The organism is Sorangium sp. So ce124 (assembly GCF_051525235.1).
Lineage (GTDB): Bacteria > Myxococcota_A > Polyangia > Polyangiales > Polyangiaceae > Sorangium > Sorangium atrum.
Genome location: NZ_CP150312.1, coordinates 4,164,432 through 4,179,815, shown reverse-complemented (window position 1 = coordinate 4,179,815; position 15,384 = coordinate 4,164,432). Strand labels below are relative to the sequence as shown.

General features: G+C 70.0%; 13 protein-coding genes. 1 reads left to right on the top strand and 12 read right to left on the bottom strand.

Going from position 1 to position 15,384, the window contains the following annotated elements:
• Positions 1 to 42 precede the first annotated feature (42 nt).
• From WMF19_RS15805 to WMF19_RS15770, 8 genes are all read right to left on the bottom strand, one after another.
• Positions 43 to 867 carry a DUF4123 domain-containing protein gene (locus tag WMF19_RS15805; protein ID WP_437899857.1) on the bottom strand — a complete coding sequence of 275 codons (825 nt, stop codon included), beginning with the start codon at positions 865 to 867 and terminating at the stop codon, positions 43 to 45.
• A 14-nt stretch (positions 868 to 881) separates the two neighbouring features.
• A complete protein-coding gene (locus WMF19_RS15800; protein ID WP_272103715.1) occupies positions 882 to 1,238 on the bottom strand; it encodes a PAAR domain-containing protein in 357 nt (118 codons plus the stop codon).
• Positions 1,239 to 1,257: 19 nt separating this feature from the next.
• Entirely contained in the window at positions 1,258 to 3,264 is a 2,007-nt protein-coding gene (locus tag WMF19_RS15795) for a type VI secretion system Vgr family protein (protein WP_437899856.1), read from the bottom strand.
• A gap of 146 nt (positions 3,265 to 3,410) precedes the next feature.
• Positions 3,411 to 4,244 (bottom strand): class I SAM-dependent methyltransferase, encoded by an 834-nt coding sequence (locus WMF19_RS15790; protein WP_437899855.1) that lies wholly within the window; start codon positions 4,242 to 4,244, stop codon positions 3,411 to 3,413.
• Positions 4,241 to 4,660: a hypothetical protein gene (locus WMF19_RS15785; RefSeq protein WP_437899854.1), complete on the bottom strand. Its 420-nt coding sequence runs from the start codon at positions 4,658 to 4,660 to the stop codon at positions 4,241 to 4,243. The genes WMF19_RS15790 and WMF19_RS15785 overlap by 4 nt, the downstream gene beginning before the upstream one ends.
• A gap of 439 nt (positions 4,661 to 5,099) precedes the next feature.
• Positions 5,100 to 5,915 (bottom strand): hypothetical protein, encoded by an 816-nt coding sequence (locus WMF19_RS15780; protein ID WP_437899853.1) that lies wholly within the window; start codon positions 5,913 to 5,915, stop codon positions 5,100 to 5,102.
• A complete protein-coding gene (locus tag WMF19_RS15775) occupies positions 5,912 to 6,169 on the bottom strand; it encodes a hypothetical protein (RefSeq protein ID WP_437899852.1) in 258 nt (85 codons plus the stop codon). The genes WMF19_RS15780 and WMF19_RS15775 overlap by 4 nt, the downstream gene beginning before the upstream one ends.
• 687 nt (positions 6,170 to 6,856) lie before the next feature.
• Positions 6,857 to 7,174 carry a hypothetical protein gene (locus WMF19_RS15770; RefSeq protein WP_437899851.1) on the bottom strand — a complete coding sequence of 106 codons (318 nt, stop codon included), beginning with the start codon at positions 7,172 to 7,174 and terminating at the stop codon, positions 6,857 to 6,859.
• Positions 7,175 to 7,193: 19 nt separating this feature from the next.
• Here WMF19_RS15770 and WMF19_RS15765 point away from each other — a divergent pair, with 19 nt between their 5' ends.
• On the top strand, positions 7,194 to 8,423 hold the full coding sequence (locus tag WMF19_RS15765; RefSeq protein WP_437899850.1) for a hypothetical protein: 1,230 nt from the start codon (positions 7,194 to 7,196) through the stop codon (positions 8,421 to 8,423).
• 223 nt (positions 8,424 to 8,646) lie between these two features.
• Here WMF19_RS15765 and WMF19_RS15760 read toward each other — a convergent pair whose 3' ends face one another.
• The 4 genes from WMF19_RS15760 to WMF19_RS15745 form a co-directional block, all read right to left on the bottom strand.
• Positions 8,647 to 10,389 carry a glycoside hydrolase family 43 protein gene (locus WMF19_RS15760; RefSeq protein ID WP_437899849.1) on the bottom strand — a complete coding sequence of 581 codons (1,743 nt, stop codon included), beginning with the start codon at positions 10,387 to 10,389 and terminating at the stop codon, positions 8,647 to 8,649.
• 484 nt (positions 10,390 to 10,873) lie between these two features.
• The gene (locus WMF19_RS15755; protein ID WP_437899848.1) at positions 10,874 to 12,262 is read right to left on the bottom strand and encodes a sigma-54-dependent transcriptional regulator; all 1,389 of its coding nucleotides are present in this window, start codon (positions 12,260 to 12,262) and stop codon (positions 10,874 to 10,876) included.
• A 315-nt stretch (positions 12,263 to 12,577) separates the two neighbouring features.
• Positions 12,578 to 13,912 carry an SGNH/GDSL hydrolase family protein gene (locus WMF19_RS15750; RefSeq protein ID WP_437899847.1) on the bottom strand — a complete coding sequence of 445 codons (1,335 nt, stop codon included), beginning with the start codon at positions 13,910 to 13,912 and terminating at the stop codon, positions 12,578 to 12,580.
• Between the two features lie 634 nt (positions 13,913 to 14,546).
• Positions 14,547 to 15,116 carry a hypothetical protein gene (locus WMF19_RS15745; protein WP_437899846.1) on the bottom strand — a complete coding sequence of 190 codons (570 nt, stop codon included), beginning with the start codon at positions 15,114 to 15,116 and terminating at the stop codon, positions 14,547 to 14,549.
• Positions 15,117 to 15,384 lie beyond the last annotated feature (268 nt).

The window sequence follows — 15,384 nt, the reverse complement described above, 5'->3', positions numbered from 1 at the left end:
CCCGCGATGGCGGAGATCCTCGACGTTCGGCTCCCAGCGCCGTCACCCGCACCCGAGCCGCAGCACCTCGCCCGCCTCACCCTCGACAAGGAATCCGCCGATCTCCGTCCCCACGATCTCGCTCCGCTGCCTCACCGAACACGACGGCAGGAACGACCGCAGCACCCGCGGATCGTAGAAGCGGAAATAGAGCCTCCTCCCCGTCTCTTCATCCCTCACGATCAGCGACCGCCGCAGTCTCTGCCGCACTTCTCGGAGCGGCCTCCGCCCGGTCAGGTAGACTCCCCAGCTCTCGCCCCACCCCTCGTTCACCAGCACCGGCAAGAGCGCCGACCCCTTCTCGATCCGCACCAGGTGCGGCGCCGCCCGGGCCATCGCCTCGCCCGCGACCCCCTCGAAGAGCGAGCGATTCTCCTCCTCGCAGGCGCGCAGCAGCGTGAGGATGCGCCCGTCGCGGGCGGCGTCGAGGAGGGCGAAGAGCGGCTCCGGCTCGCTCTGCAGCGCCGCGAGCGCGGCGGCCCGCGCCGCGAGCAGCTCCCGTGACGGCGGCGGGCGCGGCGGCGCGGGCGGGAGCTCGGCGCCCTGATCGTCGGGCACGAGCCGCAGCAGGAAGTGGGTTTGCCCCGCGACGACGAGGGCGCCGTCGCCGATCGTGGCCTCGGCGACCGCCTTGCCGTCGACCAGCGTCCCCCGGCGGCTCCGATCGAGGAGCCGGCAGACGGCGCCGTCCCACGCCACCTCGAAGTGCACAGGCGCCATCTGCTCGTCCTGCGAGATCACGAGTCCGGCCCGCCCGAGGCGCCCCACGCGCAGCGCCTCGCCGGCCTGGAGGCGCACGCGCCGCCCGGCGAGCAGCCCTGATGTCACGTGGAGCAGCGCCTTCACCCGGCGCCGCCCATCCGGCAGCTCTCGCAATCGAGGAATGGAGTCCCCGACGCGGACGCGGCGAGCAATGCGTCGATCTCGGGGGTCGAGCCGATGTTCACCGTCGGACACCCGGTCACGATCGCGCCCTTCGGCGCCGTCTCGTCGCCGAGCCGCGCGGCCATGGCGCCCTCGATGAACACGGTCGCCGAGCCCTCGACGATCGCGGCGCTGGCCGGGCACGCGGCGCGATCGCCGACCCGCGCCGCGGGCTGGAAGCCGATGTTCACCGTCCTGGCCGACGTGACGATCGGCGTGGGCCCAGGGTGCGTCTGGCAGGTGTGCAGATCGGTGAGGCGCGCGGCGGCGGGCATGATCTCGCTCCTCCTCGTCTCAGGGAGACGGCGTGTCCTTGGGGTGCGCCTCTTCGGCCTGGAGCGGCGCCGCCGGGTTCGCGCCCTGGCCGGCGCCCGGCGCGCCGCCGCTGTTGATGTTGACGACGGTTCCCACGATGTCGATGCCCCCCGGGTGGATGTCGATGAAGCCTCCAGGCCCCTTGATGGTGAGCCGCTGGCCCGCCTCGAGCACCAGGGTCGCGCCCGCCTTGATGTGGAGCTGCCCGCCGGCCTCGAGCGCATGGTTCCCGCCCACACGCTCGTCCCGGTTCACGGCGACCGTGAGCGACACCGAGCCGTCGACCGCCTGTCGCTGATCCAGCTTCACGTGCACGTGGTCGCCCCCGTGGACGAGCTGTTTCCGCGCGCCCTTCACGACCACGTGCTCGTCGCCTCCCACGGTGCTCCGCTTGTGGCGCGCGGTGCGCTCGACCTCATCGCGCTTGACGAGCTGGCTCCTGTCGCGCTGCGCCTGCATGTAGACGAGCTCCTGGCCCGCCTGGTCCTCGAACTTGATCTCGTTGTAGCCCGCGCCGCCGGGCGACGAGCTGCTCTTCCAGGTGCTCACCGTCTTGTGATCAGGCAGCTTGTACGGCACGAGCTCACGGCCGTTGAAGGCGCGCCCGGCCACGATGGGGAGATCGGGATCGCCGTCGAGGAAGGCCACGAGCACCTCCTGGCCGACGCGGGGGAGCATGAACATCCCGAAGCCGGCTCCCGCCCAGCCCTGGCTCACGCGCATCCAGCACGAGCTGTTGTCGTCGAGCTTGCCCTCGCGATCCCACGGAAACTGCACGCGCACCCGCCCGAGCTCGTCGGTGTGGATCTCGGCGCCCGGCGGCCCCACCACGGTCGCGCTCTGCAGCCCGGGCGCGACCGGCCTGGGCGTCTTGCGCGCAGGCCGGTACGGGACCTTGGAATCGGCGAAGAGCGCGCGCCCGCGCACGCTCCACGGCTCGTCGAGCGAGGCCGCGATCTCGAGCTCGGCCACCATCAGCGGCCCTTTTCCCACCTCCGGGTGCGGGTGCTGATCGACGGAGAAGACCCGGCCCGGGTAGAGGTCGATCACGTTGGCCTCGAAGAGCACGGCGCGCTTGTCGGCGCGCATCGCCGCGAGGACCCGTGTCGACAGATCGGCTCCGTGCTTCGGGTCGTGGCGGTAAACGCCCTTGGCGTCGCCGACGGGCGCGCCGCCCCCGGCGCTCGCGGCGAGGAACGCGCCGGGCTCGTAGCGGTACTGCTCGTATTTCGCCTCGGGCGCGGGCGCCGGGGGCGCCTCGCCGGTGAGCGCGAACGAGGGTTTGCGGAAGTCGTGGCCGCGGATCGTGCTCGCGCCGGGCCGGACCTCGTGGCCGAGCCGCACCCTGGTGACGAACTCGCGCTCCGATGTCTCGAGGGGGTTGTCGACGTAAGGCAGCGGCGGCCCCGGCCGCAGCGGCTCCGACTCGAGCTTGTCGCTCAGGGTGAGCTTGGCGTCCTTCCCGCTGTCCGGGAAGGTGTAGGCGATGCCTGCCTCTTCGAGGAGGCGGCAGAGAAAGGCGTGGTCGCTCTCGCCGTGCTGGACCTTGTACTCGAGCCTGGGATACGCGCCGCGATCGATCTTCCACGCCGGCTCGATCGCCCACTCGCCGAGGAGCGCGTCGACGATGTCGGGGATGGAGAGGTGCTGGTAGATGCGGTGTCCGCGGCGCTGGGTGAGCAGCCAGAGGCGCGGCACGATGCGGAGGTAGTATGTCGAGAGCCCCGTCGGCTCGGCCTGCACCTGCTCCACGTGGCTGCACACGCCCTGCCAGAGCCTGCTGCTCAGCCAGTGGAGGTGCTCGGCGTCGGGCTGGATCTGGAGCGACGCGCTCTGGCCGACGAGCGGCTCCAGCTCGAGATCCGAGAGCCTGGACCGGGCCCACACCGAGACGGTGAAGAGCTCGGAGACGGCCTCCTGGATCACGACACGGCGCACGGAGAGCGAGGCCTCTCCGGACTGGAACGAGAGCTCGAAGATCGACATTCGGATCGGTCCTGGGTGCGAGCGCCGCCGCGGGAGGCTGCGGGGAGCGGATGGTAGCCCACCTCAGGAGAGAACGGGGACGTGGCAACGGGGTCGAGCGAATCGGGCCGCACCGGAGCGCCGCGTTCGTCGAACACGGGGCCGGGTCAGCGGCCGCGTCCCCACGAGTGCGCCGGGGCGAGCCGCGCCTCGAACCAGCAGAACGTCTCGCGCACCCGGAACGCGCCGCCGTCGCCGTGCTGCTCGGCGAACCGCGAGAGCGCCGCGGGCTCGACGGTCCGCGGGTCGAACCGGTCGTGGGTCGTCGCCTGCCACCACCTCAGCAGCGCGTCGAGCGTCGGATACACGTGAGTTCCATGCTGCTCCTCCAGGCGGAGCAGCTGCAGCCCGGCGCCCTCGACGTGGTGCGCGAGCGCTGCGGCCTCCTCGAAAGCGAAGTCCCGCAGGATCCGCTCCCCCGAAGGGTCGGCGAGCCGCGAGAGCTCCCCGACGAGCGCAGGGAGCGACGAGACGCACTGGACGAGGATGCGCCCCGCGGGGCGGAGCAGGTCGCGCATGAGGCGGAGGACCGCTCGCTTGTCGCGGATCCAGTGGAACACGAAGTTCGAGAAGACGAGATCGAAGGGGCGGTCCCGGACGACCTCGCCGAGGGTCTCAGCCGCCCCCACCTGGAACTCCAGGTTGGGCGCGCCGGCGGTGCGCCGGGCGAGCTCGATCCGCGCCTCGTCCGGATCGATCCCCAGGACGCGCCCGTCGGGGCCCACGAGCTCGGCGAGCTGCCGCGTGAGGCCGCCGGTGCCGCAGCCGAGATCGAGCACGAGCTCGCCCGGCCTCACGCCGGCGAACGCGATGAGGCGCTGGCCGCGCCCCCTCTGCCAGAGGCTCGCGTTCCGGTAGGCCTGCGCGGCGCTCGACGCGGCCACGGCGGGCCCCCTCACGCCGGCGTCCCTGTCGAGGTTCCGAGGAAGGTCACGTCTCATCTCGCGCCCCCGTCATCGAAGCGCACGGCGATGAGGTAGCCAGAGCCCCGGACCACGTTCGCGGAGTGCGGGACGCCCGGCGGGATCCAGATGCTCGTGCTCTCGGTGACGTGGTGGACGCGGGAACCGAGCTCGATGCGGTACTCGAGGCCCGTGGGATCAGGGAGGATCACGTTGATCTCCGGGCCGTCGTGGGTGTGCAGCGCCGTGTAGTCCCGGCGCGCCGCCTCGGCGCTGTCCACCCGGTGGATCGCCAGGTGAACCGGGAACCCCGCGGCGAACGACCTACGGATGCACTCGACGTCCTGATGAAACGCGACAGAGGACAGCGGGCTCGGCACGTTGGCGCGGAGGAGCGCCCCGTCGATCGGCTCTTCGACAGAGAGGGACCTCGTGAGGAGATTCATTGTCGTCATCGGTATCGGCGCAGACATCATGACGCTCCGCTCCGTGTGATGGCGCGGCGGTGCCGCGCGCCCCTGGACGGGTGTTGCGAGCCATCGAGTCATCGAGCCATCGAGTCATCGAATCATCGAGTGACTTTGCAACGCGCATGCCGCCAGGCGCGCCCTCGCCGGCGTGACGTGGATTGGGGCAGCGCACGCGTACCGATGGGGCCAATCCGGCCGAACTGGGCGAGCCGCGGCGCGCGCCAGGCCAGCGGGTCGACCTCTCCGCCCGGCGAGCCGCCGTGACATGTCACGCCCCCGGCCGTGACATCGGGTGTGACATGTCACGCCCCCGGCCGTGACATGTCACACCCGATGTCACACTCTCACCGTCACATCGCGCGCTGCCTGGAACGGTCTGCGCCTCGGCGACGGCTCCCCTGCGGCATGTACCGCCCCCCCGTCGTCAGTCGGTGATCGTCTCGTATTGCAGCATCGTCCCGCACGCCGCGGCGAAATACCCGAGGAGCAACATCATGTCCACGCCCGGCCCGAACGCCGTCATATTCGCCGAGGAGAAGAACGCGAACAGGATGTCTCCCGCGGCCATGAGCGCGCAGCCCGCGAGCAGCGATCCCCAGATGGCCCACACCTTGCCGCCGCGGAAGGCCCGCGTGATCCGCAGCATCACCAGCGCGGGGACGAGCGCGATCTGATCGAGGACGGGATAGGCGATGTTGATGAGCCGCTCGCCGAGCGGCACCGGCGCGCGCGCGATCGGGGCGAGCACGGGATAACCGACGATCGCCATCGCCGCCGCCGCGCCCGCGGCGATGCCGAGGTGCTCGCGCGCGCTGCCGACGGGAAAGCCGGCGGCGCGGTACACGAAGACGAAGCGCACCGACGCGGCGATCAGCAGCGCATATCCGAGGAGGAAGGCGGCGTCCGCGATCGACGGCAGCGGCGTGGGCGCGCGCGCGACGAGCGGGTAGTACACGAGCCCGACCTGGCCCAGGGTGAAGAGCGCGAGCCAGGCGCCGAGGAGGAACCACGGGCCGCGCGCCGGGTTGTCGCGCTCGAGGCGCGCGGCGCTGCGCAGGCCGAACACGGCGGCGACCGCGAGGCACGCGAGCCGCACGAGCGGACCCACTGTATCGACGACCGGCGTGGGGAGGAGCCGCTCCGAGAGCGCCGCGGCCTGCGGCACGAGGCGCGGGACGTACACAGCGCACACGATCGTCACCACCACCGGCGCCACGCGGCGAACGGGGACTCGCGTCATGGAGCTCCTCCCGGCGCGCCGATGGCGGCGCGCGCCTGGTCGAGGATCCGCTGCGCCTTGTCGCGCCCGACGAACACGCCGAGCCCCGGCGCGACCGCGGCGAGCAGGCGCTCCACGTCGGCCGGGGACAGGCGCCCGTGCTTGAACCCCAGCTTGTCCGCCTGGCTGCGCACGGCCGCGCGCGCCATGTTCTCGCCGAGGTACGGCGCGAGCACGTGCACGAGCCTCTTGATGACCTCGTCCGCCGGAAGCATCGCCTCGCTCAGCAGCGACGCGCCATGGCGGCCGGGCGCTCGCCTTGGCGGACGACGTGGAGGTTCATGGGGGCGGTCGCACGGTAGATCGCGTCGCGCGAGAGGGTCAACGAGCCAGAAGACGCGCCCGCGGGCCGCCCGACATGCTCCGTGACGATCGCCGAGAGCTCATCGAGCAGCCCACTCGCGCGCCGGCGCCCGAGAGCCGCGGCGCTCGCGCCGCAGGGTGAACGCGATACCCTCCTTCAGGGTTCGAGGCGCCACGAGGCCGCCGAGGCGCGTCCAGGGAGCCGACCAGCGGCATCGCGACGACCTGATCCGTCACCGGCCTGAGCGGGGTCGACAACTCATGACGACGATCAGCCATCGGTACAGCTTCACTTTTCCAGGCGGAAGCCGGATGGCGCAACGCGCCTTTCATCACCTGGGGTGAGCGGCGAATCACCCTTGACTTATTAAAAACTCTTTACTTTCCCTTCCCCCACGCCTCATCCAAAGACGGCGACGATCGTTTCGCAGCAAATTTACACCCGCTTCTCCGCTCGAAAACCTCGTGCTACGCAAATGCTACCGGCGGTTGGCCGATGCTCCATCTGGCGTCTGGCTCAGCGGCCGCGCGGAAGCATGCGCCCGGCACCCAGCGGTCCGGCATCCAGCGGTAACGAGGAGCACCATGCGAATCAACGATCAGGCAGGTCCGTCCACCGTGTCATTGGGCAAGATCTCGCAACGCACATTCGGATTACTCTCGTGCATTACCGCCTTGGTGCTGGGAGCCTGTAGCGGCGAAGATCCCGACGCCGGGGGCACCGGTGGAGCAGGCGGCAGCGACGTGCCCACCTCCACCTCGACTTCGTCGTTGACCGGCACCGGCACCAGCACCGGTCCCGGCGCCAGCACCAGCGGCGCCGGCGTCCCCTCCACCTCCACCGCGACGACGGGCTCCTCCTCGTCCACCGGAGATCCCGCCGGCGGCACCGGCGGATCGAGCGGAACGGGCGACACGCACCCGAAGGATCATTGCGTGGACGGTTACGATCCCCATCCCAGCGACGCGACGATGAAGGACGGTTCGGCGGAGTTCACGAAGAACGGCCAGATCGATCTCACGGTTCAGCCGGAGGTCATCTCCTGGATGGAGGAGAACGAATGGCAAGCCGCCCACTTCGAGTGGCATAGCATCCGGCGCTGCACCGGCGGCATGGGCATGAGCAGGGTCAATATCTGCAAATCGGCGGTCCCGGTCCCGTCGGACCAGGAGTGCAAGAGCACAGGCGACGGCTTCCAGTTCCTCGCCATGCACCGGCACATGATCCAGTCGCTGAAGCAGCTCTGGCCGAAGCACTCGGAGCAGTTCGAGGGCTTCAAGAAGTTCCCCACGACGGCGGAGGAGGTGCCTCAGCAGTGGAGATCGGACTTCAGGCCCTGGAGCGCCACGACGCTCGCCAACGCGAAGATCGGCGACGAGATCGACAAGCCGGAGAACCTGAGCCGCTTCCCGGACGAGGGCGCGCTCGGCATGTGGCTCCAGTGCTTCGCCGGCCAGGCCATCCCGGGCACCAACCAGCAGGCCAGCGGCCTGCACGGCGATCTCCACTTCAAGTGGGTGCGCTCCCAGAACACCGACCACGGCCTCGGCAACCAGTTCACGAACATCGACAACTACATGTTCTGGAAGCTGCACGGCTGGATCGACAATGTCTGGGAGAAGTACCGTGTCGCCAAGGGCATGTCGCCCGCCGATCAGAAGCTGAAGGACGCGGTCGCTGCCCAGTGTTACGAGATGGACGCGATCGCTCAGGTCATCAACCCCGACCTGACGCCGGATCCGGATCCCGGAAATCCCCTGCCCGAGGAGTCCGGCGTCTTCCACGAGACCATCCGTCCGATCTTCGAGAGCGCGATCCACAAGTGCAGCGGCTGCCACGCTGCGCCGTCGACCGGTCCCCAAGCCGGTCTGTCGCTCGGCGGCGACATCAGCTCGGCGGACATCGTCGCGGGCCTCGTCAACAAGACGGCCAGGGGCGGCGGGCAGTTCAAGCTCGTGGTCCCGGGAAACCCGGACCAGAGCTGGCTCTACCTCAAGGTCGCAGGGACGGCCGGGAACGCCGGATGCAGGCCTTCCGCCGGCGGCACCTGCCAGACGGGCGTCATGCCGCAGGCCGCGGACGGCAAGCCGAGCCTGACGAGCGCCGAGCTTTCGGCCCTCCGCAGCTGGATCCAGAGCGGCGCGCCCGCGCCGACGAAGAAGTAGGCTCGCCCCGCTCCGCCCTCCCCGCGGCCCGCTGCATGAGCGGCCCCTGGGGGGCAATCCCCCGTCAACACACGCCTCTCCATCGCCATCGATGAACGCCGCCGGCTCGACGCCGCCCCACACGGCGCACGAGCCGGCTGGCGATCCAACGCGCCCTCGAGCGGGCCCGTGGGGCTCTCGCTCTCGGTCACGCCGATGACCATGCGGGCGGTCGGCTCGCATCTTACGGCTTGGTTACCTCGAAGGACGCGACCTTCACCGAGCCGCCCAGCGACTGCGTGGCGTAGTTGAAGATGCCGAACCGGTAGCCGAGGAAGTACTGCCAGTTCTTGTTCATGCTGAGCGTGTTGCCCAGGTTGGTGAAGCGGGTGCCGTCCGTGCTGTAGGAGAAGCGCGCCTGCGCGCCGCCGCCATCCGAGCGGACGTTGGCCTCCACGCGCAGCCAGATCTTGCCGCCGGACACGTCGGCGCCAGCCGCCTCGGTGCCCTTGCCCGTCGTGGCCCAGGAGGTGTTCATGTTGACGCCGTTGGTCATCACGACGCGCGCTCCCCCGCTGGCCTTCTTGACCCCGATCCACGCCGATACGTCGCGCAGGGCGGCCAGGCCGGCGACGTCGCCGTTCTGCATCTTGCTGTAGTCGAGCTCGATCGTCCCGATCGAGACGGGCCCTTCGATACGGCGCGTCAGCGTGTTTCGAGCGGCGTACAGATCGTCGGTCACCGTCGCCGTCTGCAGCGTCAGCCCAGCCCCTGAGGACCACTTGGTGCTGTCGGGGTTGTGGTTCCACTCCCACTCTGGACGCAGGGTCGCCTCCGCGAAGGTGTCCTTGGTCACAGGCGGCTTCACTCGATTCGATCCGCAAGGCAGGTTCGGGAAGGGGTACGTACCTCCCCACTTGCCGTCCACCAGCGTGAGCGAGGGCCAGCCGTCTTTCCAGGTCATCGGGGCCATCACCGGGATGCGGCCGGCCGGGTACGAGTCGTTGAATCCCAGGTAGTACCAGTCGCCGTTCTGCGTCTGGACGATGCCGCCTTGGTGCGGGGAGCCGCCGGAGCCCGGAGCGCCGGCGTAGGGCACCCTCACCGCGAAGGGCCGCAGCTCGTAGGGACCAAAGGGCCCCTTCGTCGAGCGCAGCACATACTCACCGTTCGCGTATTGCGTGGTGAAGATGTAGTAATTTCCATCCTTCTTGATGAAGCGAGAGCCCTCCAGCGGTCCGGAGAGGTCGCCCGGCGTCTGGAACACCGTCTGACTCTTGACCTGGCTGAAGCCGTCCGCGCTCAGCTGCGCTACGCTGATCGTGTTGTTTCCGGAGGCCACGTACATGGTGTCGTCGTCGTCGATCAACAGCCCCATGTCGTAGTAACAGCCACCCTTGTGCTTTTCCCACGGACCTTCCGGGGACTTGGATGTGAAGACCCAGCCGCCGCCCTTGTTGTGCATGCAGCCCATCCAGTAGAAGGTCTTGTTGCTCTCCCGGTACTGGAGCGTCGACGCCCAGATGCCGTTGACATAGGATCGACCCCCGTTCAGGTCGTACGACGGGTCGACGTCCAGCAGGGGAACGGAGTGTGAAACGTACTCCCAGTGGACCAGATCGTAGGAGCGGAGGAGGGGCGCTCCCGGCGCATGGTGGAACGTGGACGCCGTGTAGTAGTAGGTGTCGTCGACGCGAATGACCTCGAGGTCGGGGAGGTCCTGCCAGATGAGAGGATTGGAGTAGGTCTCGGGGCAGACAGCCGGGGCGCCGCCGCCGTCGCCGCCGTCGCCGCCGTCGCCACCGCCGCCGGTGCCGGGGTCACCGCCTCCGGTCGCGTCCGAGCCTCCGCTGGCGCTCGTCGAACCGACGCTCGTCGTCTGGCCATTGCTCCCGCCCGAGCCGCTGCTGCTCGAAACGCCCATCCCGGGGCCGGTCGTCGCGCCCGTGGTGCCGCCCCCGCCGCTGCCGCCATCGCCGTCGCCCACCTGCGACTCCCCGCTACACCCTGCAAGGAGAGCGAGAAGACAGACAGCGGACGCCGTACCGCCCGCACGTCGGTTGAGAGAGCGGGTGCTGGGAGGTTGGGAAGAGAAGTGCATGGTCATGGCCCGATAAGAGGTGTCAGCGTTGAGCGCGCGGCGCGCGGCTTTCAGAAAAATGAAAAATGAACGCGTCCAGGCGACGCTGCTCCTTGGCCGGGACGACCCGCCGTGGTCGCGCGGCGGCCGCCCTGAAGCATCGCCACAAGTCTTTCGGGGGAATTCACAGGGAGGTGAGAAGACGGGGAGTCAACTCCCACCAATCTCCCCGTCTCCCCGTCTCCCTGTTCAATTTTCCGACAAGAATGCCGACCCCAGGAGGGGCCTGGTCAGGTCACCGCCCTGCCCGAGCGCACCTGAGTCAATTGTGAACGTTCACATCAAGCGAGTCAACCCAAATTGACAGGCGCGCGTCGCCGTCGATGGCGGCTCAGGAGCGCGGCCGGGGGATCCCGAGCCGCTGGCGCCGCTCCCACAGCGCCTTGCGGCTGATGCCGAGGCGGCGGGCGATCTCGGTCTCCGTCAGCTCGTGCTGGTGCTCGAGGACGAAGCGGCGGAAATAGCCCTCGAGGGAGTCGGACGGGGGCTCTCCCTCGTGCGCGTCCGCGGCAGGCCCGGGCGGAGGCGGTTGAGGGGGCGCGTCGAGCCCGAGCAGCTCCAGCCCGATCTCGCTCGCATCGGCGAGGACCGTCGCGCGGTGAACGGCGTTCTCCAGCTCCCGGATGTTGCCAGGCCAGGGGGCCGCCGCGATGGCGGCGCGCGCCTCCGGCGTCAGCGTCAGCGGCGCGCGGCCCATCGCCCACGCGCGCCGCCTCAGCAGCGACTCCACGAGGCGCACCGCATCGCCCGGCCGCTCGCGCAGCGGCGGGAGGCGGATCTCGAGGACCCGCAGCCGGAAGTAGAGGTCGCTCATGAACGATCCGTCGCGCACCATCGCCACGAGATCTCGGCGCGTCGCCGCGATGAGGCGCACGTCGACGCGCCGGGCGCGGGTCGCGCCCACGCGCCGCACCTCGCCCGTCTGGAGGAAGCGGAGGAGCCGCGCCTGGACCTTCGGCGGCAGCTCGCCGATCTCGTCGAGCAGCAGCGTCCCGCCCTCCGCGGCCTCGCAGAGCCCGGCGCGCGCCGAGATCGCGCCGGGGACGGCGCCGCGCTCGTATCCGAAGAGCTCCCCCTCGATCTGCCCCTCGGGGATGGCCGCGCAGTGGACCGGGACGAACGCCATCTGCCGGCGCGGGCTCAGCCGGTGCACGGCGCGGGCGAGCGTCTCCTTGCCCGTGCCGCTCTCGCCGAGGACGAGCAGCGTCGCCTCGCTCGGCGCGACCTTGCGCACCCGCGCGAACACCTCCCGCATGGCCGCAGAGCCGCCGACCATGCCCTCGAGCTCGTCGTCTTCCGATGTGGGCGGCGCGGGCGGCGCGGGCACCGAGGCGCGCGGCGCGACGTCGGACGGCGCGCCCCGCTCCGAGCGCGCGCCGGGGAGGTGGTGGTCGACGAGGGCGACCAGCTCGGCGTGATCGAACGGCTTCGACAGGTAATCCGCGGCGCCGCGCTTCACGGCGTCCACGGCCGCCTTCACCGTGGCGTAGCTCGTCATGAGCACGACCGGCGCGCCGCCGCACTGCCCGACGAGCGCTGTGCCCGGCGCGCCCGGCAGGCGCACGTCGGCCAGCACCAGATCGAACGTGCGCAGATCGTGGTCCGCCGAGGCATCCTCGACCGACCCCGCCTCGATGACGTCGTGACCATGCCGAGCGAGCAGCCGCCGGAGCTCCGTCCGGATGACGACCTCGTCCTCGACCAGCAGGATCCGGCTCACGGCGCCACCTCGATCTCGCGCCTCGCCCCGATCGCGGCCGCCGCCACGAGCACGGGCGCGCCATCCGTCGCGCTGGCCTCCGCGTCGTCTCCTCCGCGCATGGGACAAGGCTACTCAGGACCGCTGCGGCTGAATACGCGAGGACGCATAGCGCAACGCGTCAACACGGGCGGCTCAGTTATCCGGGCTACAGGCCATGGCGCCCTACAGGGACCGAGGCGCTTTCTCCGCCGGGGGAGCAGGTGGCCTTCGCCGGGCGCGCGGGAGCTCGGAGCTCCGCGCGCCCGATCCAGCGCCCCCGGAGCGGCCTCCGCTCTACTTGGGCTGGGGGACGAACAGCAAGAGGTCGACGGTGTTCGCCAGCGCCTCCAGGCCGGTCGGGTTGAAGTGCAGCCCGTCATCCTGGAAGTCGAGGTCAGCCTTCAGCTTGGTAGAATCGCTGGGGTCGACGACGGCCGGCTCGAAATCGATGACCTTGTCGAACTTTTTGCTCGTGCGGATCCAGGTGTTGACCGTCTGGCGGGTGGCCTCGTGCGCGGCGGAGTAGTACCCGTTGCCACCGAACGGCGTGATGGGCGCCCCGTAAACGAGCATCCCTTTGTCGTGCGCCTTGGTGATGAACTCGCCATAGGCCGCGATCAGGTTGTCGGCGACGGGCGGCTGGCTGTCGTTGCCGATGTCGTTCACGCCGATGAACGTGATCAGCCATTTCGCGCCGCGCTGGTCCAGGACGTCGCGCTGAAAGCGGGCCTTGGCCGTCGGCCCGAGCCCGCCGGCGAGCACGGTGCCGCCGCCGATGCCCAGGTTCAGCACGGCGACCTGCTGGGTCCCCTGATTGGAGCGCAGCCGGCGAGACAGGAAGTCCGGCCAGCGGGTGTTCCCGTCCGTGTCCGAGCCGCGGCCATCGGTGATCGAGTCACCCAGGATGACGACCGCCGCCGCCTCGGGTGCCGCGTCGACGTCGAGGCCCGTGATGTAGTACCAGTGAGCCGTTGACACAGGAGAGGTCAGGCTCGCCGCCGAGACCCCGTTGCCGGTCTGGATATACGAGTTGGTCCGCGAGCCCGGGTGCCCGGTGATCCCGGCCGGCACGGCGCCGAACTTGATGGTCACCGCCATCTTGGTGTTGGGCTTGATGGCGTACTCGATCGGATCGGAGAAGACGGTCTTGCCGACCGCGATGGTCACCGAATCGGCGCCCGCGAACTTCAGGGCGTGATCGGTGGCCACGTTGATGCCGTCGGCGGTCGTCGACTCCGCGATGTGGACCGACTCCATGGTCACCGGCCCGTCGCCGAACTCGTTCGAGAGCAGCAGCCGCACGCCCTTGCCGCCGATCGAGGTATAGATCACCTGGCGCAGCGTGTTGTTGGCCAGGCCCGGCTCGGGCGGGTTGTTGTTGGTCTCGGTCAGCTGCGGACCGGTCGTCCACGTCCCGACCCAGTGCGCCTCCGCCGCGCCGCCGGCGCCACCGCCGGCGCCGCCCCCGCCGCCCGTGGCCTCGCCGCCGCCGCCGGTGGCGCCAGCGCCGCCGCCGCCGGTGTCGCCGCCACCGGTGTCGCCGCCGCCGCCGCCAGAGGCATCACCCCCGCCGGAGCTCGCCGCCGCGCTGCTCGAGCTGGACGTCGAGCTGGACGTGCTGCTCGACATCGTGGTGTCCGTGTCATCGCCGCAGCCGGCGACAGCCAGAAACAGAAGAGCACAAAGTATTCTTCGCATGGTCCTCGACGCTCGAAAGATTGCCGTGTTCGCGATCGTTCGAATTGCCCCTCGGCGCACCGCCCCCGATCAGCAGCTCCTTCAGCGCATTCGAACTTTCCAATTTCCTTGATTTCAGCCGAGAGCGCGCCGGTTCGCTCGTGCGCGCAGCGTCGCCTGGATCGAGCTCGGATCCATCGAAGAGCTCGTCTGGATGGCTGCGCTGCCCACCGTCGATGTCCGGAGGCGCGCGGGAGAGCGCGGGCCGATGCCATGCCCCTCACACGCGCGGTCGAATGTGTCACATGAGGACTCGAACTACTACTCGGTTCATCGCCGGGAGGACGCCCGGGTGGCGTCGTCCGGCCACGTGACGTTACGTTCGGTAACGCTTCGATGCGCGCGCGTTACGTTTGGTAACACCCGGCACGACGCGTCGTCTAGGCGCTTCGGCCCATGACCCGAGGCCGCCGTGGGTTGCGCGGACGGCGCTCCGGCCGGCCAGGCGCCCGCCGCCGAGCAGGTCGCAAGAGCCCCGCGTCACGAGACCGGCTGCGATGGCATTCGCGCCGGCTGGGTCGACGGATCAGCGGCGCTCCATGCACTCGCTCACCCGGGCAAGCACTGTTCCGTGATTGAACTCGTCGAACCTTCGGCGCTCGCAGATGCCCAGGTCGCTGCTGCACCGCGTGGCTACCCGAACGCCGCTACTGAGGTCGCTCACGTCGTAGCACGCCGCGACGTCCTGCGATGCGCACGAGTCGTGGCAGTCGAGTGGTAGGGATTCGCACCGCTCGCGGAGGCGCAGCTGGCACCCGTCGCTCGAAGAGAAGCACTCCTGAGACTGCCGGCCGCAGAACCAGGGAGGGTCAACGGGTCGCGCGACCGGTTCCCGACCGCACCGGAAGCGGAGCCGGAATACGAGGCCGCGCTCCGTCCTCATGCCCATTCCCTCGTTGGAGGACAGCACGGTGTAGCCCTCCGGACAGGCCTCGCGGGCCCTCTCGTGCGCCTTGGCGATCGTGTCGTTCTCCGTGGCGAAGAAGATCCCTTTGGCCTCCACGACGAGGCCGGCGTCGGTCGACTCGATGACGTACGCGTATGTCTGCCCGTTCGACGCACAGCCGGCCATCGACATCGCCGCCACAACACGCATCCACATGCGTGCCAGCCTATCGACGCGCGTTCTTCGCTGCAAGGCGGCCGTACGCCACCTTACCTGGCAGCCCGTCGGCTTCTTGATCGCGACCGCCGTGCCGGTGCCGGCGGCGACCGCGGAGGCGGTGTCGCGCTTGGCGGCGCAGGTGGGGGCTCGACCGAAAGCGCGCCGGCGCCGTGGAGGTGTGCCCAGACGCGGTCGTGAGGGGCCGATCCCCGTGTCCGAGAAACTCGGCCGCACCCGAGGAGCGCCGCTCCGATGTTAG

Excerpts from the sequence above, each read along its gene's own strand:
- WMF19_RS15780 (WP_437899853.1), bottom strand. The coding sequence starts at position 5,915 with ATGACGCGAGTCCCCGTTCGCCGCGTGGCGCCGGTGGTGGTGACGATC.
- WMF19_RS15790 (WP_437899855.1), bottom strand. The coding sequence starts at position 4,244 with ATGAGACGTGACCTTCCTCGGAACCTCGACAGGGACGCCGGCGTGAGG.
- WMF19_RS15785 (WP_437899854.1), bottom strand. The coding sequence starts at position 4,660 with ATGACGACAATGAATCTCCTCACGAGGTCCCTCTCTGTCGAAGAGCCG.
- WMF19_RS15745 (WP_437899846.1), bottom strand. The coding sequence starts at position 15,116 with ATGCGTGTTGTGGCGGCGATGTCGATGGCCGGCTGTGCGTCGAACGGG.
- WMF19_RS15800 (WP_272103715.1), bottom strand. The coding sequence starts at position 1,238 with ATGCCCGCCGCCGCGCGCCTCACCGATCTGCACACCTGCCAGACGCAC.
- WMF19_RS15750 (WP_437899847.1), bottom strand. The coding sequence starts at position 13,912 with ATGTCGAGCAGCACGTCCAGCTCGACGTCCAGCTCGAGCAGCGCGGCG.
- WMF19_RS15775 (WP_437899852.1), bottom strand. The coding sequence starts at position 6,169 with ATGCTTCCGGCGGACGAGGTCATCAAGAGGCTCGTGCACGTGCTCGCG.
- WMF19_RS15795 (WP_437899856.1), bottom strand. The coding sequence starts at position 3,264 with ATGTCGATCTTCGAGCTCTCGTTCCAGTCCGGAGAGGCCTCGCTCTCC.